Consider the following 23209-nt stretch of genomic DNA (forward strand, 5'->3'; position numbering starts at 1 on the left):
GGCAGGGAGATCAGCGGCTGGCCTGTCGGAGCAGCACAAGGCCACCCGCCAGACCGATGAACACCGGCATCCAGGCTGCCAGGAAGGGGGCCAGGGTGCCCTTCACCCCCAGCGAACTGAAGATGAAGGACATCAGGTAGTAGGAGAAAATCAGCAGGACGCTGATGCCGAACCCCTGGCTGCGGCTGGTGCGGGCATCCGGGCGCACGCCCAGGCTGCTGCCGATCAGCCCGAACACCAGGCAGATGGTGGGGAAGGCGAATTTCTCCTGAATGCGCACCCGCATCCGGCGGGCCTCCTTCTGGTCGCCGGCCTCTCTGAGCAACTGCTCGGCCCGCAGGGCTTCGGCCACGGACATGCTGGCGGCATCTTTGGGCAGGGCAGCCAGTTTCAGCGGCCCCTGATCGAGCGGATAGAGGTAGCGGTCGAACCTGGCGGATGTGGTGGAGCCCTCAGCCCCTCCCACCAGCACCACCTGGCCGTCCCTGAATTCCCACATGCCCTGCTCCGCGTTCCAGATTCCCTGCTTGGCCTGCAGGATCTGGGTGCCGTTCTCGCGGGTGAAATCGAGCACCGTCACATCCTGCATCTCCCCTTTCTCGAACCTGCGCGCATAGAAGAGCTGAGAGAGGTAGCGGTCGGCGCCGGAATCATCCTTGGCGGGCCGCAGGCTGAAGCGTGAGTAAATGATGTTGCTGCCCTTCTCCGTGGCCACCGACCTGCCCAGGGCCTCGTTGAGTGTGTCGGCCGCCTGGAGGTTGGCAGCGGGCACGATCAGGTCGTTGAACGTGAAGGTGAGCAGGCTCATCAGCAGCGCCACGCCCAGGGCCGGCATCACCATGCGGCTGGTGCTCACGCCGATGCTGCGCAGAGCCGTGAGCTCACTGTTGCCCGACAGCCTGCTGTAGGCCAGCAGTGTGGCCATCAAGGTGGCCATCGGAAACGACAGCACCAGGAATCCCGGCAGGCGCAGGCCCAGCACCTGCATCGCCGCCGTCACCGGCAAGCCCGATTCCGCCACCCGGCGCACCAGCTCGAACACCACCCCCACCGACAGGGACACCGTGGTGAAGGCCGCCACGCCGAACAGCAGCGGGCCGAGTAGTTCACCGCTCAGCCAACGGTCCATCAGCGGCAGGCGCTCCCAGAGCAGCAGTACGGGGCGCAGCAGCCGCTTGGGCGCCATCACGGATTCATGAGCAAGTGTCACAGCTGGAAGCCCTCCCCCAGGTAGTGCTGGCGCACAAGCGGGTTGCTGGCCACCTCAGCCGAAGGCCCGGAGGCCAGCAGGCTGCCTTCCGTGAGGATGTAGGCGCGGTCGGTGATGGAGAGGGTCTCCCGGACGTTGTGATCGGTGATCAGCAGACCCATGTTGCGATCCCGCAGAGTGCCGATCAGGGTCTGGAGGTCGGCAACGGCGAGCGGATCGACGCCGGCGAAGGGTTCATCCAGCAGCAGGTAGCGCGGGCCCGCTTCGCCCACCGCCAGGGCGCGCGCCACTTCGCAGCGGCGCCGCTCTCCTCCAGACAGCTGGAAGCCACGGCGGTGCTGAAAGTTGGTCAGGTGGAACTCCTCTACCAACTGCTCGACGCGCTCCCGCCGCCCCGCCACCGGAGCGCCGCTCTGTTGCAGGGCGAGCTGCAGGTTCTGGCGCACGCTCAGCTGCCGGAAAACGCTCGGCTCCTGGGGCAGGTAGCCGATGCCCAGACGGGCACGCTCCGGCATGGCCAGCCGCTCCACCCGCTTCCCATCGAGCACGACCCGGCCCCGATCCGGTTTGAGCAAGCCGGTGACGAGGTTGAAGGTGGTGGTCTTGCCGGCGCCGTTGGGGCCCAGCAGGCCGACCACTTCGCCGGGCTCCAGGGCGAGGGTCACCCCCTTGACCAGGGGGCGGCCTCCGATGCTCAGGGCCACCCCTTCCAACACAAGGCTCATGGCACTGCTGGCCCAGCAGGCTGAGCGTTCTGCTGGATCCTTAGCTGGCTGAACACCTGCTTGCCATCGGTGGGTTGGGCCAGCACCCGTTCGGTGTCCACCAGGTAGACCACCCGTTCGGCGCGCAGCAGGTTGCCGCCTTCCTGCACCACGTCCACATCGCCGGTGAGCACGATGCGCCCCTCCCGGGTGAAGTACTGGGCCTGGCGGGCGGTGGCGGCCAGGCGCCGATCGGGGTAAAGAATCCTCACGTTGCCGGTGGCGGTCACGATGCCGGTGCTGTTGTCAGCGCGCTGCGTGTCCGATTCGATCGTCACCAGGCCGGTGGGCGTGATCGGTGCCTGCGGCGTGAGCACCGTTCCTTCAGGGGCTGACGTCGAGGTGGGCATCGGGGCCCCCGGTGCGGCGCCCGCCGGCCGCGGCAACTGGGGCGCTTCGGGCACCTGCGACCCCAGCGGCAGCGCCCGCGCCAGGGGGGAATGGAGGCTCCAGAGCGCGAGCATTAGTGCCGCCCCTGCGGTAGCGAGGGGGGGGCGACGGCGTCGGTGCATCTCAGGCATGGTTCCGGCAGGGGCAGGAAGGGGGCGGGCGTGGGAGTCCCGCATCCGTCTCAGGGAGCGAGCTTCGCGGCAGGGGGTCTGCGGGTCAGGCAGCTGGCGTCAACACTGGCAGGGGGAGGGCCCCTGGGTCATTCCCCTGTTGCAGACAGTGCAGCCGGTCAGCCACCCGGGCGCGCAGCAGGGTGAGGTTGAAGCCGAGGGCGTCGGCCGGAAACGGTGCCAGCCGGCCCAGCCCTTCACCCAGCAGCAGCGTGGCTCCACGCTGGTTGCCGCGCTGCAGATGCAGGTGGGCCACGGCGATCTGCAGAAATCCCTGAAGCGCGGCTCGGTCGGGCCCCTGGGTTTCGTGCCAGATCTCCTCGAACACGTCGTGACAGGCGTACCACTCACCCGCGTTGAACAGCCCTGCGGCCATCTGCAGACGGGGGTCTGCGGTCAGGTCGTCGGCGGGGGGCACTGGGCCGGGGTGGCGGGACGCCATCCCCTGGCTCATCGCTTGGCGGCCTTCTTCACTGGCAGCTTGCGCAGCCGGATCGATTCCGGGGTCACTTCCAGCATTTCGTCCGGCCCGATGTACTCAAGCGCGCGCTCAAGCGTCATCTGGATCGGGGATTGAAGCGTGTCGAGCACTTCAGCGCCAGCCGAGCGGATGTTGGTGACCTGCTTGGCCTTGCAGACGTTCAGCTCAAGATCGGGCGGCCGGTTGTGTTCGCCCACGATCATGCCCTTGTAGACCTTGGTGCCAGGCGTGATGAAGAACTGGCCCCGATCCTCCGCGCCCTTGAGCGCGTAGAAGGTGGCGGTGCCTTCTTCGAAAGCCACCAGTACGCCGTTCCGGCGGGCATCGAAATCCCCCTGCATGGGGCGGTATTCGAAGAAGGAGTGGCTCATGATTCCTTCGCCGCGGGTGGCGCGCACGAACTCACCACGGAAACCGATCAGGCCGCGGGCCGGCACCACGAATTCCAGCTGGGTGCGGCCGTCGTTGCCGGTTTCCATGTTCTGCATCTCGCCCTTGCGGGTGCCGAGCTTCTCGATGCAGGAGCCCACCGCATCTTCGGGAACGTCCATCACCAGGGTTTCCACCGGCTCGCACGGTGTGCCGTCGATCGTGCGGAAAATCACCTGCGGCTGGGACACCTGGAACTCATAGCCTTCGCGGCGCATGGTTTCGATCAGGATGCCCAGGTGCAGCTCACCACGGCCGCTCACGGAGAAGCGATCAGGGGAGTCGGTGTCCTCCACCCGCAGCGCCACGTTGGTGAGCAGCTCCTTCTGAAGGCGGTCACGCAGCTGGCGGCTGGTGACGAACTTGCCTTCCTTGCCGGCGAAGGGGGAATCGTTGACCACGAAGGTCATCTGGAGGGTTGGTTCATCCACCCGGATCAAGGGCAGCGCTTCGGGGTGATCGGGGCAGGCGATCGTTTCGCCGATGTTCACTTCATCGAAGCCCGCCACGGCCACCAGATCGCCGGCGCTGGCCTGCTCAATCTCCACCCGCTGCAGGCCCTGGAAGCCGAGCAGCTTGCTGATCCGGCCGCGCTTGATGCTGCCGTCGTCGCGGATCAGTGCGGCGCTCTGGCCGGCCTTGATGGTGCCGTTGTGGATGCGGCCGATCATGATCCGACCCAGGAAGTCGGAGTAGTCGAGCGTGGTGACCTGCATCTGCAGGGGCTTTTCAGGGTCTCCGACCGGCGGCGGCACATGGCGCAGGATGGCGTCGAAGAGCGGCTTCATCGTTTCGCTTTCGGTGGCCATGTCGGGCTTGGCGTAGCCCCCCATGCCGCTGCCGAACAGGTAGGTGAAGTCGCACTGGTCGTCGTCGGCGCCGAGCTCCAGGAACAGATCCAGCACCTTGTCGACCGCCTGTTCCGGGTCGACGCGGGCGCGGTCAATCTTGTTGACGAACACGATCGGCCGCAGGCCCTGCTCGAGCGCCTTCTTGAGCACGAAGCGGGTCTGGGGCATGGGCCCCTCGTTGGCGTCCACGATCAGCAGGGCACCATCCACCATGCCGAGCACCCGCTCCACCTCGCCGCCGAAATCGGCGTGTCCGGGGGTATCGACGATGTTGATGCGTACGCCGGCGTAATCAACCGCGGTGTTCTTGGAGAGGATCGTGATGCCGCGCTCGCGCTCCAGGTCGTTCGAGTCCATCACGCAGGTGGGCACAGCCTCGCCGTCCCGGAAGATCCCCGACTGCTGAAGCAGGGCATCCACGAGCGTGGTCTTGCCGTGGTCAACGTGGGCGATGATCGCGATATTGCGAATCGGTGCGCTCTGGGAAGCGGCGCTCATGCGTGATCTCTCCTTCAATCCTTTCTGACGCAACCACTACCGGTTGCAATGAACCTTCACCCTATCCCAGCCCGCTCCGCTCAGATCCCTGCAGCTGTCGGGCCGGTTCGAACATCCGCAGCGCCTCCGCTGATCCCTCGAAGCGCCAGTGCCATGGCTCGTAGGTCACGCCCTGGGCATTGCCGCGCGGAAACGAGAGTTTGAAGTGGTAGCGGTTGGCATTCTCCTGCAGCCAGCGGAAGGCGGGAGTGCGCTCGAAGTCGACACTCAGGTTGGCGGCGGGCCGGCCGCCATCGCCGAGATCGACGGCGTAGCCGGTGCTGTGCTCGGAAAAACCCGGTGGGGCGCTCACCTGGGCGCGCTCCTCGGCGCTCTGGTTGCGCTCCGATTTGACACCAAAGAAAATCTGCTGCTGCAGATCCACTGAGCGGAAACCGCTCAGCAAGCGCAGATCCACCCCATCGGCGGCCGCTTCCCGCTGCATGGCGAGCAGCTCGACGGCAGCCTCTGTATGCAGCATCAGGCCCGGCGACACGTTGGTGAGCTGGTCCGTCGGCGCTTCCGCATAGGGGAAGTGGCCCAGCAGCCGCCCATCGCTGCCCAGCCGTGCATCGATCCCGGGGACGGGGGGAGGGGTGAGCAACTGGACCAGCGGCTCGCGGAAGCGAAAACCCAGCGCGCCACCGCCCACCACCAGCACCATCACGGTGCCGAGCACCGCGCGCAGCGATCGTCCCCGGGGTGGTCCGGGGCGCAGCGAGCGCTGAGCCACCGGGATGTCGTCGCCCTGATGACGCGCGGACATTCGCGGGGGCAAAGGACGGGGCTACAAGCTTGAAACAATCGTAGGGGCCAGGCCCTTCAGCGCCTCAAAAGCCGGAACAGGAGTGTTAGCTTCCAGCCCAGGATCGTTCCAGCGGAGCAGGTTTCAAGATGTTGCGAGTCGCAGTGGTGGGTGGCGGCCCAAGCGGTTCCTGTGCTGCGGAGGTCCTCGCCAAGGCGGGCATCGAAACCTGGTTGTTTGAGCGAAAGCTTGATAATGCCAAGCCCTGCGGTGGTGCGATTCCGCTCTGCATGGTTGATGAATTCGACCTGCCGGAGTCGATCATCGACCGCAAGGTGCGCAACATGAAGATGATCTCGCCCTCCAATCGTGAGGTGGATATCCATCTGGACAACGCCGATGAATACATCGGCATGTGCCGCCGCGAAGTGCTTGATGGCTTCCTGCGCAATCGGGCCGCCGAGCTTGGCACCCACCTCGTCAACGGGCTGGTTCAGAGCATCGACACCGGCAAGAACCGCCAGGGCCCTTATACCCTCAAGTATGCCGATTATTCCTCCGGTGGCCCTACCGGTGAGATCAAGACTCTCGAAGTGGATCTGATCGTCGGCGCCGATGGGGCCAACAGCCGCGTTGCCAAGGCGATGGATGCTGGCGACTACAACGTCGCCATTGCCTTTCAGGAGCGCATCCGTCTTCCCAAGGAGGAGATGTCCTACTACGAAGACCTCGCAGAAATGTATGTGGGCACCGATGTGTCCCCGGACTTCTACGCCTGGGTCTTCCCCAAGTTCGACCACGTGGCCGTTGGAACCGGCACCATGCAGGTCAACCAGGCCTTGATCAAGGGGCTCCAGAAGGGCATTCGGGAACGGGCCTCCGCCCGCCTGCTCAATGGTGAGGTGATCAAGGTGGAAGCTCACCCGATCCCTGAGCATCCCCGCCCGCGTCGGGTGGTGGGTCGCATGGCCTTGGTGGGCGATGCCGCCGGCTACGTGACCAAGAGTTCCGGTGAAGGAATCTATTTCGCCGCCAAGAGTGGCCGCATGTGCGCCGAACAGATCGTGGCAGCCAGCAGCTCTGGAGCAACGATTCCCACCGAAAAAGATCTCAAGGTCTACATCAAGAAGTGGGACCGCAAATACGGTGCCACCTACAAAGTTCTTGAGCTTCTGCAAAACATCTTCTATCGCAACGACGCTGCCCGCGAGGCCTTCGTTGAAATGTGCGATGACAAAGATGTGCAGCGTCTCACCTTCGACAGCTACCTCTACAAGCGGGTGGTGATGATGAACCCGTGGCAGCAGATCAAGCTCACCCTGCTCACCCTCGGCTCCGTGCTTCGCGGCCAGGCGCTGGCCCCCGCCGGCTACCAGCCGGTGAAGAGCGCTGTCCGCACCCAGGCAGAGATGGAGCTCTTCGCCGCCACCGGTTCCTTGCAGCCTCGTCAGGCTGAGGGGCTGGCCGCCGACATCGCCCCCACCCCATCGGAGGCAGGGTCCGTCGTGACCGAAGCCGAGGAACGGGAACCTGCCCTGATGGGTCACTGAACTGACTCCTCAGCGCCTCACTGGGGCTCTGCCCAAATCCAGGGGGAGTCTTGGCGGTCCTTTGTCGTTGACAGGCAGCGCCGATCACCCATCAAGGGCACTGAAATCGGCGAGCACCTCTGACTGATTGGTGAGGACCGCCAGCAGATTCAGCCGGTTGGTGCGCACGGCGATGTCGTCGCACATCACCATCACGCTCGTTTCGCCATCGAAGAAGGCCGCCAGCGCTCCCGCACCCTGGCCGAGGGCTGCGGCGAGACCGCTGTAGTCGATGCTGCCGGCCTCTCCGCAGGCCAGCGGCTCAATGTCCTGCACCACTGCCAGCAGTTGCGCTTCGCTGCTGGCAGTGAAGCGGGCTGGCTCCACCACGCCATCAGCCCGTAGCACCTGGCCGCTGAGCTCGCTGTGCTGCGCCAGCCGCGCCGCACGCTGCACCACGGCCTGAACCTCCTTGAGGGCGCCGCTCGCCCGAAGGTCCGCCAACACCTGGGTCCGCTCCCAGGCGTCGATGGGTTGGCGCAGCAGGCGTTCCCCTTGGACCGTGGCACCCGCCACCGCCCTTACCAGGTCAGCATCGAAGCCTTCCTCCTCCAGCTGGGCCACCAGCCGCTGGCGCAGAAACTCCTGCAGCTCCAGTGACAGGGCGACGGAATCCACCCCAAGGCCTGGCAGCAGCGCCTGCCAGTGCGCCGTGGCGCCCTGCAGCAGAGCGTTCAGATCAAGGCGCCAACCCTGGGCGTGGAGCACCTGCAGCAGCCCGTTGGCGGCCCGCCGCAGCCCGTAGGGATCGGAAGACCCGCTCGGCCGCTCCCCTTTGGCGTAGATGCTGAGCAGCAGCTCCAGGCGCTCCGCCATCGCTACCACCGCTCCGGCAGCGGAGCTGGGCAGGCGATCGCCGGCACCACGCGGCAGGTAGTGCTCCAGCACAGCCAGGGCCACGCCGCGCGATTTGCCTTCCTCCAGCACGTACTTCGCCCCGATCACCCCCTGCAGTTCCGGGAATTCGCCCACCATCTGGCTGACCAGATCGTGCTTGCAGAGTTCGGCGGCGCAGCGGGCGGTTTCGGCGTCGTCGTCCGCTAACGCCAGTGCCTCCAACAGGGTGTTGGTGAGCCAGCAGATTCGTTCGGCGCGCTGTTTCAGGCTGCCCAGGCCTTCAGCAAACGTGACCCGCTCCAACTGACTGAGGCGGCTGTGACTGCTCACCCGGCGGTCTGCGTCCAGGAAGAAGGCGGCATCGGCCAGCCGCGCCCGCAGCACCCGCTCGTTCCCCCGGCGCACTGTTGAGGCCGCCGCCTCCAGGCCGTTGCCGATGCAGAGAAACCTGGGCAGCAGTAAGGACCGGGCCGAGAGCGCCAGAACATCCGCCTGGGCGCCCACAGGCTCCAGTGGCACATAGCGCTGGTGGGAACGCATCACCGTGCTCAGCACCTCGGGGGGCAGGGCAAGGAAGTGCGCATCGATGCTGCCTTCAATCAGCGAGGGGCTCTCCACCAGATCGACCAGCTCCTCGAAGAGCGCCTCCGGCAGATCGGGCCGGGCGCCGGCGGCGGTGGCTGCCGCCTCCAGCTGCTGACGGATCCACTGGGCGCGCAGCTGGCGGTCGACCTGTACCCCGGCGGCGGCCAGCTCCTGCCTGTAGGTGCACGCCGCCGTGATCGACACCTCCGACTGCACGAGTCGGTGGCCGCGGCTGAGGCGGCCGCTCTGGATGCAGGGATCGGTAGCCGGCAACTGCACGGGAATCACCCGCTCATCAAGCAGGGCCACCAGCCAGCGCACCGGCCGGCTGAAGCGACTGTCTCCCTGGCCCCAGCGCATGAAGCGCCTTCCCTGCAGGGCATCGATCCAGCCGGGAATCAGGCCGCTCAGCAGCTCGAAGGTGGGCTGCCCCTGCTGCCGCAGGCGGGCGAAGACGAACGGCCCTTTCGGGGTCTGGCGGACTTCAAGTTCGCTGGCGGCCACGCCGCAGCGCCGGGCGAAGCCGATGGCGGCGGGAGCCGGCTCCCCGTTCACGAAGGCCTGCTCCGCCGGTGGGCCCTTGCGCTCCTCTTCCTGATCGGCCTGGCGCTCCGGCAGGCCACTCACGCACACGGCGAGGCGGCGGGGCGTGCTGCTGCACCACAGCGACTCCAGCGGCAGCTTGTGCGCGCTCAGTGCCTGGCGCACCTGCTGCTCCAATTGAGGGAGGGCCATCCGGGCGAAATCCGCCGGCAGTTCCTCGGTGCCGATCTCCAGCAGGAACGTGGCCACGCAAGTGTCTCAACAGCCACCGACTGTATTGAACGCCAGTGACGACGCGGCTGCTTCGCTACCTTCAAACAACCTGGTAGCACCAACGTGACCGTGACCCCCAACCGTGTTCGCAAGTCCGTGGGGGAACGGGAGGCTGAGGGCGGCCCTTCAGAGGGTGGATCCACCAAGCCTGCAGCAGGGCAACCGTTGGCTGCCACTGGGCAATCAACGGCTGGGCAACCAGCGACTGCCAACGACCTGCCACCCACCAAGTTCGAGCTGCTCAAGGCGGCCAGCGGCCATCTCAAGGAGCCGCTGGCCACCGAACTGGAGAACGACAAGCCGTTCTTCACGGACGGCGCCGTCCAGATCCTCAAGTTTCACGGCAGTTATCAGCAGGACAACCGCGACAACCGCCAGAAGGGCCGTGAAAAGGACTGGCAAATGATGCTGCGGCTACGCAGCCCCGCCGGGCGCATCCCGGTGCCGCTCTATCTGGCCATGGACGACCTGTCCAACAACCTCGGCAACGGCACGCTGCGGGTGACCACCCGCCAGGCCTTCCAGATGCACGGCATCGCCAAGGCCGATCTGCGCGAGGTGATCGGCACGATTGTGCGCGCGCTGGGTTCCACGCTGGCGGCCTGCGGTGACATCAACCGCAACGTGATGGCCCCCGCTGCCCCCTTCGAGAAGGGGGGCTACCCCGCCGCGCGTCGGTTGGCGGATCAGATCGCCGATCTGCTGTCGCCGGAGGCCGCCGAGGGCTCCTATCTCGACCTCTGGGTGGAAGGGGATCACAGCTACCGCTTCAAGCCCGACAAGCCGGTGCGTGAGGCACGCGAGCGCCAGCGCGAAGGAGCCCTGTTCAGCGGTGATGCCTCCGAGCCCCTTTACGGCGGCACCTACCTGCCGCGCAAGTTCAAGGTGGCCGTCACGGTGCCGGGCGACAACTCCGTGGATCTGCTCACCCAGGACATCGGCCTGGTGGTGTTCACCGATCCGAGTGGGCGCCTCAGGGGCTGCAACGCCTACGTGGGTGGGGGCATGGGCCGCACCCATAACAAGGACGAAACCTTTGCGCGCACTGCCGATCCGCTCGGCTACGTGGCTGCCGAGCATGTGCTCGATCTCGTCCAGGCGATCGCTGCCCTGCAGCGCGACCACGGCGACCGCCAGGTGCGGCGCCACGCCCGCATGAAGTACCTGATCCACGACCGGGGAATCGCCTGGTTCAAGCAGGAGCTCAAGCGCTATTTCCCCCATCCGATCCGCGGCCTGCAGAACGAGCCCACCCCCCGCCTCGCCGACTACCTGGGCTGGCATCGCCAGAGCGCCAATCTCTGGTTCGTGGGCCTGCCCCTGCTCTGTGGCCGCCTCGAAGGCGAGCGCAAGCAGGGGCTGCGAAAGCTGGTGGAGACCTACCAGCTGGAGGTGCGGCTCACTCCCAACCAGGACCTGCTGCTCTGCAACATCGGCACCCCCCAGCGCAGTTCGGTGCGCTCCGCCCTGGCGGAGCTCGGCTTCCAGGCCCCCGAAGCTCCCGATCTGCTGGCCCGCCATGCGATCGCCTGCCCGGCCCTGCCCACCTGTGGTCTGGCCATCACCGAATCGGAACGCATCCTTCCTGAGGTGCTCGATCGCCTCGATGCCCTGCTGCGGCGCCTGGAGATCGAGAAACCCGTGCTCGTGCGCATGACCGGCTGTCCCAATGGTTGCGCCCGCCCCTACATGGCGGAGATCGGTCTGGTGGGCAGCGGCGTGGAGCAGTACCAGCTCTGGTTGGGGGGCACCCCCAACCTCACCCGTCTGGCCAGTCCCTTCCTGGAGCGGATGCCCCTGGCGGAACTGGAGAGCACCCTTGAACCCCTGCTGCGGGGCTGGAAGGCGGCCGGTGGGCGGCGCAGCTTCGGTGAGCACGTGGCCCAGCTGGGTGATGTGGCCGTGCGTGAGGCCCTGGTCGGATGTTGATCCGGCCGCTGCGGCTCGCTCTTGTGCTCGCCGCCCTGTCCATGGCCGGGCCCGCAGCCCTCAGCCAGGACCGACGCACACCTGCCGTCCCGGTGCAGACGTTCGAGCCGGATCCCCTCACCTGCAAGCGCGACAACCTGCTGGCCGCCTACCGGCGCCAGCTCAACCAGTTCGCCAGCCAACCACCGAAGGTGCTGGCCCGCCTGCGGGAGGTGCAACTGGAGATGGGCGAGGCCACCTTGAAACGCTGCGCCGCTCTCGGCCATCTCAGCCGGCCGGAGGCGGAGCAGATCTGGCGCGAGTTTCAGCTGATGCCGCTGCCCACCGCCACCGTGCCCTCTCCAGACCCAGCGCCTGTCCAGCGCCCGTAGCAGGCCTGCGCAGCGCCGCTGCGCCAGGCCCACAGCTGATCACCATGGCTGAAGTGCCACCACTCGTTGGGGTGCTGACTGAACCCAGCTGCCGCCATCACCGCCTGCAGCAGCAGCCGTCGCTGGTGCCAGCTCGCCGCTGGGCCGGTGGGATCCTCTGCGGCAGCGTCGGCGAAGTGCCCAGGCTCTGAGACCGCGCCGATCGCATCGATGTCCCCGCCCATTCCCAGCAGCGCGCCTGCCGGCCCGGCCAGGGTGAGATCCACGGCTGCCCCTGTGCTGTGCGGCGGCGGTGTGGCTGGATCGGCACTGGGCGGGGCCCAGAAGCGGCCCACCTCTGCGGCCACGGCCTCGCGCTCCGGCCCCGGCCGCTCGGGATCCACCCCACGGGCTCGGCATTCCTCCCGCAGTGCGTGCTCCACCATGAACGCCTGCACCGCCAGCGGCCGCCAGGCATCAAACACGGCCAGCCGCCAGCCATCCTGCTGCTGCTGCAGGGCGTCCTGAGCCTGCAGCAGACGCTCCACCACCCCCTGGCGCAGGCGGAAGGGGCAGCCGGCCTGGCCATAGGGGGCCCCGAGAGCCGCATAAGGGTGAGGCTCGAGCCGGAGCAGCTCGGGGGGGAGTGGGATCAGCGGTTCGCCGTTGTCTTCGATCGGGACCGAGCTCCAGGGACGCGGCACGGCGGCAGACCAGGGGACAGGCTCAATTCAAGCGAGCCGCTTCCGCCTGCCGCTGGCGCTGTTCGGCCAGGGCCAGGGCCAGGCCCGGGTGCCGCTGCAGCTCCGGATCCGCCGCCAGCAGCCCCTGCGCCACGGCCCGTGCCTGTTCCAGCACGGCGCCATCCTCCGTGAGGCTGGCCAGGGCCAGATCGGGCAGCCCCGATTGGCGCGTGCCGAGCACCTGCCCGGGGCCCCGCAGTTGCAGGTCCATTTCGGCGATCTCGAAGCCGTCGCTGCTGCGCACCAGCACCTCCAGCCGCTGACGGGCTTCGGCGTTGCGGCTGTCATTGATCAGCAGGCAGTGGGAGGCGGCGGCACCGCGGCCCACCCGCCCCCGCAGCTGATGCAGCTGGGCCAGGCCGAAGCGCTCGGCGTGCTCGATCACCATCACGCTCGCGTCCGGCACGTCGACACCCACCTCCACCACCGTGGTGGCCACCAGCACATCGCAGGCGCCGCTGGCGAAGGCAGTGATCGCCTCCTGCTTCTCACTGCTGGCCATGCGGCCGTGCAGCAGCCCCACCCGCAGCTGCGGGAACACCTCCTCGCTCAGCTGGCGGTGCACCTCCACCGCCGAGCGCAGGTCGAGCTTCTCGGATTCCTCCACCAGCGGCAGCACCACATAGGCCCGCTGCCCCAGTGCCACCTGCTCGGCGATCAGCCGGTAGGCCTCCTGGCGCTCCCCGCTGCGCAGCAGCCGCGTGCGGATGGGGGTGCGGCCGGGAGGCAACGCATCGATCTGGCTCACCTCGAGATCTCCGTGCACCGAAAGCGCCAGGGTGCGGGGGATCGGGGTGGCGGTCATGGTGAGCAGGTGGGGCTGGACATCCTTCCCCAAAAGCCTGTCGCGCTGCCGCACCCCGAAGCGGTGCTGCTCATCGACCACCACCAGACCGAGCCGGGCGAACTGCACCGGATCCTCCAGCAGGGCGTGGGTGCCCACCAGCAGCTGCAGCTGGCCGTTCGCCAGGTCCTGCAGCAGCTCACGGCGCCGCCGCTGCGGAGTGGAGCCGGTCAGCAGCGCCGCGCGCACATGCAGCTGGGGCAGCCAGTCGCCGAGTTTGCGGGCATGCTGCTCGGCCAGCACTTCGGTGGGAGCCATCAAGGCCCCCTGGCAACCGGCTTCGATCGCCGTGAGCAGGGCGGCAATGGCCACCACGGTCTTACCGCTGCCCACATCCCCCTGCACCAGGCGTGCCATCGGCTGGCCCCGGGCCATGTCGGCGCGGATCTCCGCCAGCACCCGCTGCTGGGCGGCGGTGAGGGGGAAGGGCAGCAGCGCCAGGAAGCCGCCCACCAGGCTGCCGGCGCCCGTGTTCACCGAGAGTGGCGTGGAGGGCCGGCGGCTCTGCTGCAGGCGTCGCTGCAGCAGCCGCAACTGCAGCAGCAGAAACTCATCGAACACCAGCCGGTGACGGCTGGCCTGCAGATGATCCCGGTCGCGGGGATCGTGCAACCCCTGCAGCGCCTCCCCACGGCCCATCAGTGCTTCCCGCTGGCGCAGACCGGCCGGCAGGGGATCGGGCCAACGCACCGCCGCCTCCAGCACGACGCGCAGGGCCTGCCGCAAGCGTTCGGCGTTCAGGCCTTCGGTGAGCGCGTAGACCGGCAGCAGCCGGCCGATGCGATCGGAGCGCAGCGGCGCATCCGGTCGCTCCAGCACCTCCATCAGCGGATCCTGGAAGCAGGGGCCGTAGGGCGAGTCCTTGACCAGGCCGCTGGCCACCACCGTGCAGCCGGGCGGGAACTGACGTTGCTGGGCTTTCAGCCAACCCGGCGTGCTGAAGCGCTTGCCGATCAGAAACCGGCTCACCCGCAGCCGGCCCGTGATGTCCTGCAGCTGCAGCTCCAGGATCGAGAGGTTGGGATTGCGCGGGCTGGCAAAGGCATGGCAGCGCTTCACCGTGGCGACCACGGTGGCCGTCTCGCCGGCGCGCAGGGCACCGATCCGCGCCAGGTTCGCGTAATCGACGTAGTCGCGGGGGTAGTGGCGCACCAGATCACGGGCCAGCAGCAACCCCATGGCGGCGAGCTGGGTGGCGGTCTTGGCGCCGATGCCACGGATCGCCCCCAGCGGCGTGTCGGGTTCGATGGCCGCCTGGCCCTTGCTTACGCCGCTGGTGCGTGCATCGCCGCTGGTTGCACCTCTGCTGCCCGCCGCAGGCGCGGGCGCCTCGCGCCGCGGCAGCCGTGGCGGCGCCACGGTGGTCGGTGGGTCGAAGGAGCGGCGCAGGGCATGCAGCCGCTCGCGGCACTGGCGCACCAGGGTCTGCCGGCGGGCGGGGCTGAGGCCGCTGTAGCCCTCAAAGCCGGCAGCCAGCTCGGCCAGGGCGCGTTGATCGTCCGGTCGCTGGGTCAGGCCGTCCGGTGGTTGGCGGCAGCTGCGGGCCAGGAAGGCGCTGAAGCACTCGTGGCGGCCCTGCAGGTCGCCGAAACCGCGTTCCGCCTCCACCCTCAGGGCCTGTTGCAGGGTGGCCAGCCAATCGCCCGCTGGCGAGCCCGGGGTCAGGGCTGAACCGGACCTGCCATCCGACTGTCCTGCAACCACTGCTGCTCCGCCTCCAGGGCGAGGGTGCGCCGCTGCCAGTGTCGGTAGTTCCGGGCGACCGTGCGCAGTTCGCTGCGCCGCTCTTCCAGCCGGCGCCGGCTGGTGCGCAGCCGCGGCTGCTCAGCCTCGAGATCAGGGCCGCGCAGCAGCAGACCGAACGCTTCCATCGGCGTGGCCATGCCATCGGTGCTGAAGGGCAGAGACAGGCGCAGCAGGTTGGCGGGAGCCGGCAGTGCTTCGATCTGCCCGCGCAGCACCGCATCCAGCAGGCTCGCCGGCAGCAGGCTGCGCGTGAGGCCCAGGCGCAGCAATTCGAGGTTGATCGCGTGCGAGAGATTGCGCAGACGCCGCTGCAGGGCGAGGTCGAAGGCGCCCCACCAGTGCAGCAGCTCCAGCGGCTGGCGCGGCAACAGATAGGGCGCCTCGCTGCTGTCGTCTGGGCCGGTAGGCGAGGCGGACGCTGATACGGCGCTCCCCTCGCTGTCGTCATCGAGATCCTGATCGCCGTCGTTGTCGGTGTCCCTGGCCGGAGCAGGCAGGCGCCCCATCGCCTCGCTGGCCATCGCGAACAGCGCCTGGAACACATGGGCGGGTTCGCCGCCGGCGTCGAAACCACTGGCGGCCTGAGTGGCGGCACGATCTCCCTGGCTGCCGCCTGAGCGGTTTCTGTGCCGGCGGTGGCTGCGGCCACCATCGTTTCGGACGTCGTCGTTTCGGCCTACACCGTCTGGGTCAGCGTCGTCATCTTCGGGGCCGGCGTCGATGAGAGCGTCATCGTCGGTGTCGTCTTCGTCTGCGTCGTCGTAGCTCTGGGCGTCGTAGCTCTGCCCGTCGTCCGCATCGGTGCCGTCTGGATCGTGGTGGCCGCTGTGCGCGTCGTCTTCGTCTGCGTCGTCCTCATCCTCGTCCTCCGTGTCGCCGCCGCCGTACGCAGCGGCGCGGCCGCCTTCCCCCTCGCTGCCGCTGGTGAGCGCGGCCAGGCCGGACAGCCCGCTCAGGCCCGGCAGGCCGGCGGCGAACAGATCGGCACTGAGCGGCAGATCCATGCCCAGCTGCACGGAACCGCGGGGCAAGCCCATCGCCTGGCCGGAGTCTTGGCCAGAGCCGTCGCCGGATGGGCCAGGGGTGTCATCGCCATGGGAAGACTCTGTAGCTTCCCCAGCGGCAGCAGCCATGGCGGCCAGCAGACGCCGCTGCTCCCGCCGCCGCAGGCGCTGCTGTTCAGAGCGCACCTGGCGTGCCAGCACGATCAGCTGCTCCACCGTGAGCAGAGCGTTGCAGCGCTGCACCAGTTGCTGCAGGCGCTGCTGCAGTCCAAGCCGCTCGGCGGTGTCGAGCGCCGTGTAGCGCGCCGGCACCACCTGGGTGGCCAGGTGAAAGGTGGCCTGCAGGACTGCCTGCGGCAAGCCGGCCCTCAGCACCTGGAGGTAGAGGGCCAGATCCCGATACAGGGCCTGATTGCTCTGCTCCATGCGCTGGCGCAGCTGGTGCAGGTGGGCCTGGGCTTCCGTCAGTGCCGTGGCGCTGGATTCCAAGGCTGACACTCCACGGAGAGGAGGACTCCGGCGGAGCCGCTCAAGCGCTCGGGCCGCTCATGGCCGCCACTTCAGCGGCGAAATCGCTGGCTTCGACTTGGATGCCCTCACCCAGGGTGTAACGGGTGAAGCGCCGCACCTGGATGTTTTCACCGACCTGACCGGCCACCTGCTTCACCAGTTCGGCCAGAGTGATCGCGCTGTCCTTGATGAAGGGTTGCTCCAGCAGCGCGAGCTCTTTGAGCCGCTTGCCGATGCGTCCCTCGACGATCTTCTCCTTCATCTTGTCGGGCTTGCCGGCAAGATCATCGCGGCCCATTTCGATGCTTTTCTCGCGCTCGACGATTTCCGGGGGGATCTCCTCGGTGCTCACGTATTCGGCGTTGGGGCAGGCGGCGATCTGCATCGCCACGTTGCGCAGCAGCTCCTGGAACACATCACCGCGGGCGACGAAGTCGGTTTCGCAGTTGAGTTCAAGCAGCACACCGACGCGAGCGCCGGTGTGGATGTAGCTGCCGATCGCCCCTTCCGCTGCTGTACGGCCGGCTTTCTTCTCCGCAGTGGCAATGCCCTTCTGGCGCAGCCATTCGGCGGCCTTGGTCATGTCACCGGCGTTTTCGGCCAGTGCCTTCTTGCAGTTCATCATCCCTGCGCCGGTTTTTTCGCGCAGTTCCTTGACGAGCTTTGCTGAAATCTCAGCCATGACAGAAACGGAGGGGGAGAAGGGAGAGGGAGTGAAGAGGCTGAGGGAGGCGGAGGAGGGCCTCAGCCCTCGTCGTCGTCGCGGGGTTCCTGGGCACCATGGCGACCTTCGTTGATCGCATCGGCCAGGCGGCCCAGCACCAGCTGCACGGAACGCACGGCGTCGTCGTTGCAGGGGATCGGCACGTCGGCCAGGTCGGGGTCGCAGTTGGTGTCAAGCATCGACACCAGGGGAATGTCGAGTTTGCGGCACTCCAGAACGGCGTTGGTTTCGCGGCGCTGGTCCACCAGCACAACCACATCCGGCAGGCGGCGCATGTTCTTCAGACCACCCAGATACTTCTGCAGCCGCTCCAGTTCGCGCCGCAGCACGGCCGCTTCCTTCTTCGGCCGCATGGCGATGGCGCCGGAAGACTCCATCCGCTCCAGATCCTTGAGGCGATCGATGCGGGCGCGCATCGTGCTCCAGTTGGTGAGCATGCCACCCAGCCAGCGCTGGTTCACGTAGGCGGCGCCGCAGCGGGCAGCCTCCTGGGCAATCACTTCGGAGGCTTGTTTCTTGGTGCCCACGAACAGGAACCGCTTGCCAGCGCGCGAGGCGCTGCGGGTCCATTTGTAGGCGTTGTTCATGCAGACGGCGGTCTGCACGAGGTCGATGATGTGGACCCCGTTGCGCGCGCAATAGATGTAACGCGACATCTTGGGATTCCAGCGGCGGGTTTGGTGCCCGAAGTGGGCACCCGCCTCCATCATTTCGGAGAGGGTTACGACAGCCATGGGTGGGGAGGGTTTCGGGTTCGCCTCCACCTGCCTGGGTTCAGCACGAAGCGACTCGAGAAAGAGGCGCCCTTGATCGTGTGAACACCCGAAACGGACAGGTGTGCGGTTTGTGGGGACCACTCAAATTACCAAACGGGCCTTCAGCGCAGCCCTGCGGCCCTTGCTTCCCGGTAAAGAGCCCGCACGCCAAGCCGGTTGAGTGGCAGCCGCAGCAGCTCCATCGCCAGCCCCGGCTGGCCGCGGCGGATCAACCAGGCCAGCAGGGGCCGCAGCGTGCGTTCGTTGACCAGCCCGCCGAGGGTGAGCACCTCCCACAGCAGCCGGTGCAACCAGGTGAACTGGATGATGAAGCGCACCCTGCGGGTGGGGTGCTTCCGGTAGAACACCAGGCCCATGCGCGCCCGTTCCTGCTCGATGCGCACCAGATCGGGCAGTTGTTCCAGGCGCAGGGCCGGATGCCAGTGATACCCCGCCGCTTCAGGGCAGCGCACCAGCTCCACCCCGAGCTGCCTTAGCCGTTCGCCCAGTTCGAGGTCTTCCCAGCCGTAGAGCCGGAAGCCGGTATCGAACAGGCCAGCCTGCTCCAGCAGTGCCCGGTCGATCGCCACATTGCCGGTGGCGAAGTAGGCCCACGAGAGATCGCTGAGCTTGTGGGGTTCGCTGCGCGGGTCCTCGAAGTTGGAGGTGTTGATCACCGCGCCGTAGGTGAAGCAACGGCGGTGGCCGTGCCGCTCCCAGTAGGCGACCAGGGCCTCGGCATGGGCCAGCAGGAAGCCGTCATTCACCACCAGGTCGCTGTCGATGAACACGATCACATCGCCGCGGGCATGGGCGACGCCCCGATTGCGCCCTTCCGCCGGACCGCCATGGTCCTGTTCCACCAGCCGCACGTGGGGGAAGCGGCCGGCCTCCTGGCGCAGCCAGGCGGGGGTGTCATCGGTGGAGCCGTCGTCGACCACCACCACTTCGTAGGCCTCGATCGGGGCTCCGAGCCGCTGCTGCTCCAGCGCGGTGAGTGCCTTCTCGAGGATGGGCCGGCGGTTGTAGGTGGGAATGACGACGCTGAGAAACATGCGCCTGAAACGAAGGGAGGACGGGGGAAGCCGGAGGGGAGGGCGAATCGAGAGGCAAAAAAAGGGACCCCGCAGGATCCCTTTCCATTGATCAAGGGGCGTGGCGCGACGGCTCAGTCGGCGGCGCCACCGTTGTTGGCGGTGCCGGTGACACCGTTGCCGGCACCTTCACCGCGACCGTCGTTGCGGAGCTTGCGCTTCTTGAATTTGCGGGCGTAGGAGCGGTTACGTTCCTGCTTTTCCTTTTTGAGGTTCCGGCGTTTCGCCATGGACGACCTGGGTACGGGAGATCGTTCACTCTAGCCAATGGGTTCCGAGCGGCTTCAGCCCGCCTAGTCAGCACTGCCCTTTCGCACGGCCCTGGATCGCCGTCGTTTCAGACGGCCCAGTTTCACTGCGGCAGCTCAGCTGAAGCTCATGGCAGCAGTTCACCGCCGCAGCTCACAGCTGTAGTCAGCTGCTCCGCTGGAGCGCAGCTTCCGGGCCCCCTCAGTGCGCTGTCGCAGCGATCGCCAGTGGCGCGGACGACAGGCGACCGTCTTCCATTTTCACGAGCCGGTCGGCTACATCAAGGATGCGCGGATCGTGGGTGACCATCAAAACGGCGCACTGTTGCTCGCGCGCCAGGCGCTTCAGCAGTTCCACCACCTCGCGGCCGCTCTGGCTGTCGAGGGCGGCGGTGGGTTCATCCGCCAGCAGCAGGCGTGGATGGGTGGCCAGGGCCCGGGCGATCGCCACCCGCTGCTTCTGACCGCCCGAGAGGTCGTGGGGCAACTTGCCCAGGTGATCGCCGAGCCCCACGGCCCGCAGCCATTCGCGGGCCTGGTCGCGGCGGGCGCGGTAGCCAAGCCCCGGCAGCAGATCCGCCCCCATCTGCACGTTCTGCTCGGCCGTCAGGCAACGCAACAGGTTGTGGCCCTGAAAAATCATGCCGATGCGGCGCCGCAATCGCTGTCGCTCGCCGCGGCCACTGTTCTCCAAGGCCTGGCCCAGCACACGCACGTGGCCCTCCTGCACCTGGCGCAGCGCCCCCACCAGCGTGAGCAGCGTGGTTTTCCCGCATCCCGACGGGCCGGTGAGCAGCACCACTTCGCCCGGGTCGATGCGCAGATCCACGTTCTGGATCACCTGCCGGCGCATCGTTCCCTTGCCATAGGAATGGCAGAGGCCGCTGATCTCCACCATGGCCGAGGCGTTGGCGCCGGCATCGGCTCTGCCGTAGTCGGCTGGGCTCGTGACGGTGCTGGTGACGGGGGACATCGGCGCAGGGCTCAGAAGATTTCGGCAGGATCGGCATCGCCGAGCTTGCGCATGGCCAGGGCTGCGGAGCCCATGCACATCACCAGGATCAGGCCGAAGATCAACAGGGAGCGGCTGGCTTCCATCCCCACCGGCAAGCGCGTGGCGGAGCGCACCAGGTGGTAAAGGCCGGTGCCGGCGGCGTAGGCCGGCACATAGCCGAGCACGGCCAGCAGGATGCCCTCCCGGGCCACCACCCCCAGCAGGGTCACCAGCGGGTAGCCCATCGCCATCAAGGTGGCGTACTCGGGCAGGTGGTCGCTGACGTCGCTGTAGAGGATCTGATAGACGATCACGCAGCCCACCACGAAGCCCATGGCGGCACCGAGCGTGAAGATGAACCCGATCGCGGTGCTGGTGCGCCAGTAGTCCTTCTCGGCTTCCTCGAACTCCTGCTTGGTGAACACCGTCACGTCGGCGGGCAGCCGCTCCCGCAACCGCTGTTGCACCACCTCTGGGGAAGCGCCGGTCCGAAGGCGGATCAGGCCCAGTTCGATCGCCCCCGGCGGGGTGTTGGGTTTGAGCCGCAGCAGAGTTTCGGTGCTGGTGATCAGGTTGCCGTCGGCGCCGAAGGAGGGGCCCAGGGCCACCAGGCCTGCCACCCGCACCCGTTTGCCATCCACCTCGGTTTCCACCGTCTTCCCTTCGCGGAACCACGGACCCACCGGTCCGAACTCCGGCCTTGAGGCCTCATCGAACAGCACCCGGTCGCGCTGGGTGAGCAGCTTCGCCTTGGCTGCCAGGCCCGGGTCGGTGAACAGCGGATCGTTCGGCTCGAAGCCAAGCGCCAGGATCTGACGGGTGGCGAGCGTTTCAGGGTTGCGCCACAGCAGGAAGCTCCAGTGCACCGGGGTGATCCCCTGCACCGCAGGGTCACCGAGGGCCTGCACGAGCCGGCGGCGCGGAAAGCTCGACATGCTGATCGAGCTCATCGTGCGCGGGCTCATCAGCACCAGGTCGGCGTCGAACAGCCGGTGGATTGTGATGCTGGCGTCGAACAGGCCGTCGCGGAAGCCCAGCTGCATGAACATCAGGATGCCCGCGAAGCTGATCCCCGCCAGCGCCACCAGCAGCCGCATGGGCTGACGGGTGAGCAGCAGCCAGGCCAGGGGGATGCGCCGGGCGGCCCAGAGATCCCCGAGCAAGGGGACGCGCATCACGGCAGGCTCCGGCTCATGGGTCGAAGCGGATGATCGTCTTGGTTCCGGTGAGGTTGCGCACCTTCGCGGTATCGGCCGGATCCAGCGCGAGCCGCACCTCCACCACCCGCGCGTCGGCATCGCCGGTGGGATCGGTGGCGAGCACCTCCCGCTGCTGCACCTGCGGACTGATCCGGATCACGCGGGCGCGCAGGCTGCCATCGAAGCCGCCGTTCTCGCTGCTGATGCTGGCGGTCTGGCCGAGCTTCACCCGGCGGATGTCGCTCTCGTACACCTCGGCCACCACTTCCATGCGGTCGCTGGCACCGATCTGGAGGATGCCCTTGTCGCCGGGCCGCTCGCCCGCCCGGGCTTCGACGTTCAGAACGGTGCCGCTGATCGGAGCACGCAACTCACTGTTCACCAGATCGGTTTCGGTGCGTGCGATCTGATCAAGGGCTTCACGCAGGTTGCCCTGCAGCTCCAGCAGCGTGAGTTCGCGCGTTTCCAGTTCGGAGGCAGCGACGGCGCCATTGCGGGCGAGCTGGCGGTAGCGGTTCACTTCACGCTCCAGCACGGCGACCCTGCGGTTCAAGTTGGCGATGCGGCTGCGCTCCAGGCTGCGCCGGGCCAGCAGCGAAGGGCGATTGTCGAAGCGCGCCAGCAACTGCCCCGCCGCCACGCTGTCGCCCTCCTGCACCAGCAGCTCGGAGATGCGGGGGCTGCCGCCCATCTCCGACATCGGTGCCGCCAGATTGCGGATGTCACCGGCCGGTTCGAGCCGGCCCAGCGCCGAAATGGCATCCACCACGGCAGGCCGGCTGCTGGCGACGGGTGCCGGCGTGGGGGCCGGCTTCGGGCGGAACTGCCAGGCCACCGCAGCCACGCCCGCCACCACGAGCGCCGCGATCGCGAGGCGCAGGGCGCGGGGACGGCCGGGAGTCAGGGAAGCTCCGGCGGATCGTCGAACAGAAGCTCCTCGATGTACCGGTCGGCCCACGCTGGGCTGAAGGCCTTCTCCAGCACCCGCCGCGTCTTGTCGTTTCGTTTCTGTTGCTGGCAATACGACAGCTGACCGTGATACCGGGCAACCGTAGCTGGATCGTCCCAGGATTGAAAGTGGGCGGCCTGGGCTGCGGCCGAGAGCACCGCCAGAAAGCCCTGCACTTCTTCAATGAACCAGCCCTCCTCCTGGGCGGTTGCCGGGCGCACGAACCGCACGTAGGGCGAGAAGATCGTGCCCCAGGGCGGCAGCTCCCGTGGCTGGCTGAAGGGATGCACCGGCAGGGCCGCCAGGGCCCCGGCGATGCCCTCCGGCAGCGCACCGCGGGTGGGGGAGAGATCGGCGATCGCGGCGGACACCCCCGCCGGCCCGGCCACGATGTCGGCGCCGAACACCGGCAGATCGACGCGGGGATCAGGGAAGTAGACGCAGTGAAGGATCTGCAGACCGGCCCCCAGCCTGGCGGTTTCCAGATGCAGCTTGCGCAGGCCGCGGCAGCGGCGCAGCTCGTTGTGGATGAACAGCCGCTCGCCATCGAGGCTGCCGCTGATCGCCTCCAGGTCGTCGGCGATCGCCAGCGGCTCCAGCTCTGGCAGCGCCTGCCAGCTGCTGCGGATCGCTGCCGCCAGCGTGTCCACCAAGGGGTGCACCCCGCCGGTGGCTGGGATCGTGGCGCTCGCCAATGCAGCCTCAGCCAGCAGAAT

At 67.6% G+C, this 23209-nt stretch carries 21 protein-coding genes; 3 read left to right on the top strand and 18 right to left on the bottom strand.

Features of this window, described 5'->3' with window-relative positions; all coding sequences use genetic code 11:
* Positions 1-10: 10 nt before the first annotated feature.
* The 6 genes from CJZ80_RS11205 to CJZ80_RS11230 all read right to left on the bottom strand — a co-directional run bounded on the left by CJZ80_RS11205 (position 11) and on the right by CJZ80_RS11230 (position 5598).
* Positions 11-1186 (bottom strand): LptF/LptG family permease, encoded by a 1176-nt coding sequence (locus tag CJZ80_RS11205; protein WP_094513107.1) that lies wholly within the window; start codon positions 1184-1186, stop codon positions 11-13.
* Positions 1187-1206: 20 nt separating this feature from the next.
* Entirely contained in the window at positions 1207-1935 is a 729-nt protein-coding gene (lptB, locus tag CJZ80_RS11210; protein ID WP_094513108.1) for an LPS export ABC transporter ATP-binding protein, read from the bottom strand.
* Complete coding sequence (locus CJZ80_RS11215) at positions 1932-2438, bottom strand: hypothetical protein (RefSeq protein WP_094513109.1); 507 nt, start codon at positions 2436-2438, stop codon at positions 1932-1934. The genes lptB and CJZ80_RS11215 overlap by 4 nt, the downstream gene beginning before the upstream one ends.
* A 142-nt stretch (positions 2439-2580) precedes the next feature.
* Positions 2581-2976 (bottom strand): DUF309 domain-containing protein, encoded by a 396-nt coding sequence (locus CJZ80_RS11220; protein ID WP_094513451.1) that lies wholly within the window; start codon positions 2974-2976, stop codon positions 2581-2583.
* 8 nt (positions 2977-2984) lie between these two features.
* Positions 2985-4793, bottom strand: a complete 1809-nt coding sequence (gene typA / locus CJZ80_RS11225; protein ID WP_094513110.1) for a translational GTPase TypA — start codon at positions 4791-4793, stop codon at positions 2985-2987.
* A 61-nt stretch (positions 4794-4854) separates the two neighbouring features.
* The gene (locus tag CJZ80_RS11230; RefSeq protein WP_094513111.1) at positions 4855-5598 is read right to left on the bottom strand and encodes a D-alanyl-D-alanine carboxypeptidase family protein; all 744 of its coding nucleotides are present in this window, start codon (positions 5596-5598) and stop codon (positions 4855-4857) included.
* Positions 5599-5726: 128 nt separating this feature from the next.
* On the opposite strand from CJZ80_RS11230, the gene chlP reads away from it, so the two are divergent.
* Positions 5727-7127 carry a geranylgeranyl reductase gene (gene chlP / locus CJZ80_RS11235; protein WP_094513112.1) on the top strand — a complete coding sequence of 467 codons (1401 nt, stop codon included), beginning with the start codon at positions 5727-5729 and terminating at the stop codon, positions 7125-7127.
* Positions 7128-7211: 84 nt separating this feature from the next.
* On the opposite strand, the gene glyS is transcribed toward chlP, so the two are convergent.
* Complete coding sequence (glyS, locus tag CJZ80_RS11240) at positions 7212-9380, bottom strand: glycine--tRNA ligase subunit beta (RefSeq protein ID WP_094513113.1); 2169 nt, start codon at positions 9378-9380, stop codon at positions 7212-7214.
* A gap of 189 nt (positions 9381-9569) precedes the next feature.
* Between glyS and CJZ80_RS11245 the strand changes: the two genes are divergently transcribed.
* Positions 9570-11333, top strand: a complete 1764-nt coding sequence (locus tag CJZ80_RS11245; protein ID WP_094513114.1) for an NADPH-dependent assimilatory sulfite reductase hemoprotein subunit — start codon at positions 9570-9572, stop codon at positions 11331-11333.
* Positions 11327-11704, top strand: a complete 378-nt coding sequence (locus CJZ80_RS11250; protein ID WP_094513115.1) for a hypothetical protein — start codon at positions 11327-11329, stop codon at positions 11702-11704. Before CJZ80_RS11245 ends, CJZ80_RS11250 begins: the two co-directional genes overlap by 7 nt.
* Here the strand turns inward: CJZ80_RS11250 and CJZ80_RS11255 are convergent.
* From CJZ80_RS11255 to CJZ80_RS11305, 11 genes are all read right to left on the bottom strand, one after another.
* On the bottom strand, positions 11638-12387 hold the full coding sequence (locus CJZ80_RS11255; RefSeq protein WP_094513116.1) for a M15 family metallopeptidase: 750 nt from the start codon (positions 12385-12387) through the stop codon (positions 11638-11640). The two genes, CJZ80_RS11250 and CJZ80_RS11255, sit on opposite strands and share 67 nt — an antisense overlap.
* Before the next feature lie 22 nt (positions 12388-12409).
* Positions 12410-14935, bottom strand: a complete 2526-nt coding sequence (gene recG, locus CJZ80_RS11260; protein ID WP_369803056.1) for an ATP-dependent DNA helicase RecG — start codon at positions 14933-14935, stop codon at positions 12410-12412.
* A complete protein-coding gene (locus CJZ80_RS11265) occupies positions 14932-16509 on the bottom strand; it encodes a hypothetical protein (RefSeq protein WP_094513117.1) in 1578 nt (525 codons plus the stop codon). Before CJZ80_RS11265 ends, recG begins: the two co-directional genes overlap by 4 nt.
* 40 nt (positions 16510-16549) lie before the next feature.
* Complete coding sequence (tsf, locus tag CJZ80_RS11270) at positions 16550-17212, bottom strand: translation elongation factor Ts (protein WP_094513118.1); 663 nt, start codon at positions 17210-17212, stop codon at positions 16550-16552.
* 62 nt (positions 17213-17274) lie between these two features.
* Positions 17275-17988 (bottom strand): 30S ribosomal protein S2, encoded by a 714-nt coding sequence (rpsB, locus tag CJZ80_RS11275; RefSeq protein ID WP_094513119.1) that lies wholly within the window; start codon positions 17986-17988, stop codon positions 17275-17277.
* A 143-nt stretch (positions 17989-18131) separates the two neighbouring features.
* Positions 18132-19064: a glycosyltransferase family 2 protein gene (locus tag CJZ80_RS11280; RefSeq protein ID WP_094513120.1), complete on the bottom strand. Its 933-nt coding sequence runs from the start codon at positions 19062-19064 to the stop codon at positions 18132-18134.
* Between the two features lie 113 nt (positions 19065-19177).
* Complete coding sequence (locus tag CJZ80_RS11285; RefSeq protein WP_011129965.1) at positions 19178-19333, bottom strand: hypothetical protein; 156 nt, start codon at positions 19331-19333, stop codon at positions 19178-19180.
* Positions 19334-19553: 220 nt separating this feature from the next.
* Positions 19554-20249, bottom strand: coding sequence for a DevA family ABC transporter ATP-binding protein (locus tag CJZ80_RS11290; RefSeq protein ID WP_094513461.1), 696 nt, complete (start codon positions 20247-20249; stop codon positions 19554-19556).
* Between the two features lie 86 nt (positions 20250-20335).
* Positions 20336-21520 carry an ABC transporter permease DevC gene (devC, locus tag CJZ80_RS11295; protein ID WP_094513121.1) on the bottom strand — a complete coding sequence of 395 codons (1185 nt, stop codon included), beginning with the start codon at positions 21518-21520 and terminating at the stop codon, positions 20336-20338.
* A gap of 16 nt (positions 21521-21536) precedes the next feature.
* Positions 21537-22502: an HlyD family efflux transporter periplasmic adaptor subunit gene (locus CJZ80_RS11300; RefSeq protein ID WP_233133034.1), complete on the bottom strand. Its 966-nt coding sequence runs from the start codon at positions 22500-22502 to the stop codon at positions 21537-21539.
* Entirely contained in the window at positions 22445-23188 is a 744-nt protein-coding gene (locus CJZ80_RS11305) for a phycocyanobilin:ferredoxin oxidoreductase (RefSeq protein ID WP_094513122.1), read from the bottom strand. The genes CJZ80_RS11300 and CJZ80_RS11305 overlap by 58 nt, the downstream gene beginning before the upstream one ends.
* Positions 23189-23209: the final 21 nt, after the last annotated feature.

Origin of the sequence: Synechococcus sp. MW101C3 (genome assembly GCF_002252635.1) — a bacterium.
Classification (GTDB): domain Bacteria; phylum Cyanobacteriota; class Cyanobacteriia; order PCC-6307; family Cyanobiaceae; genus MW101C3.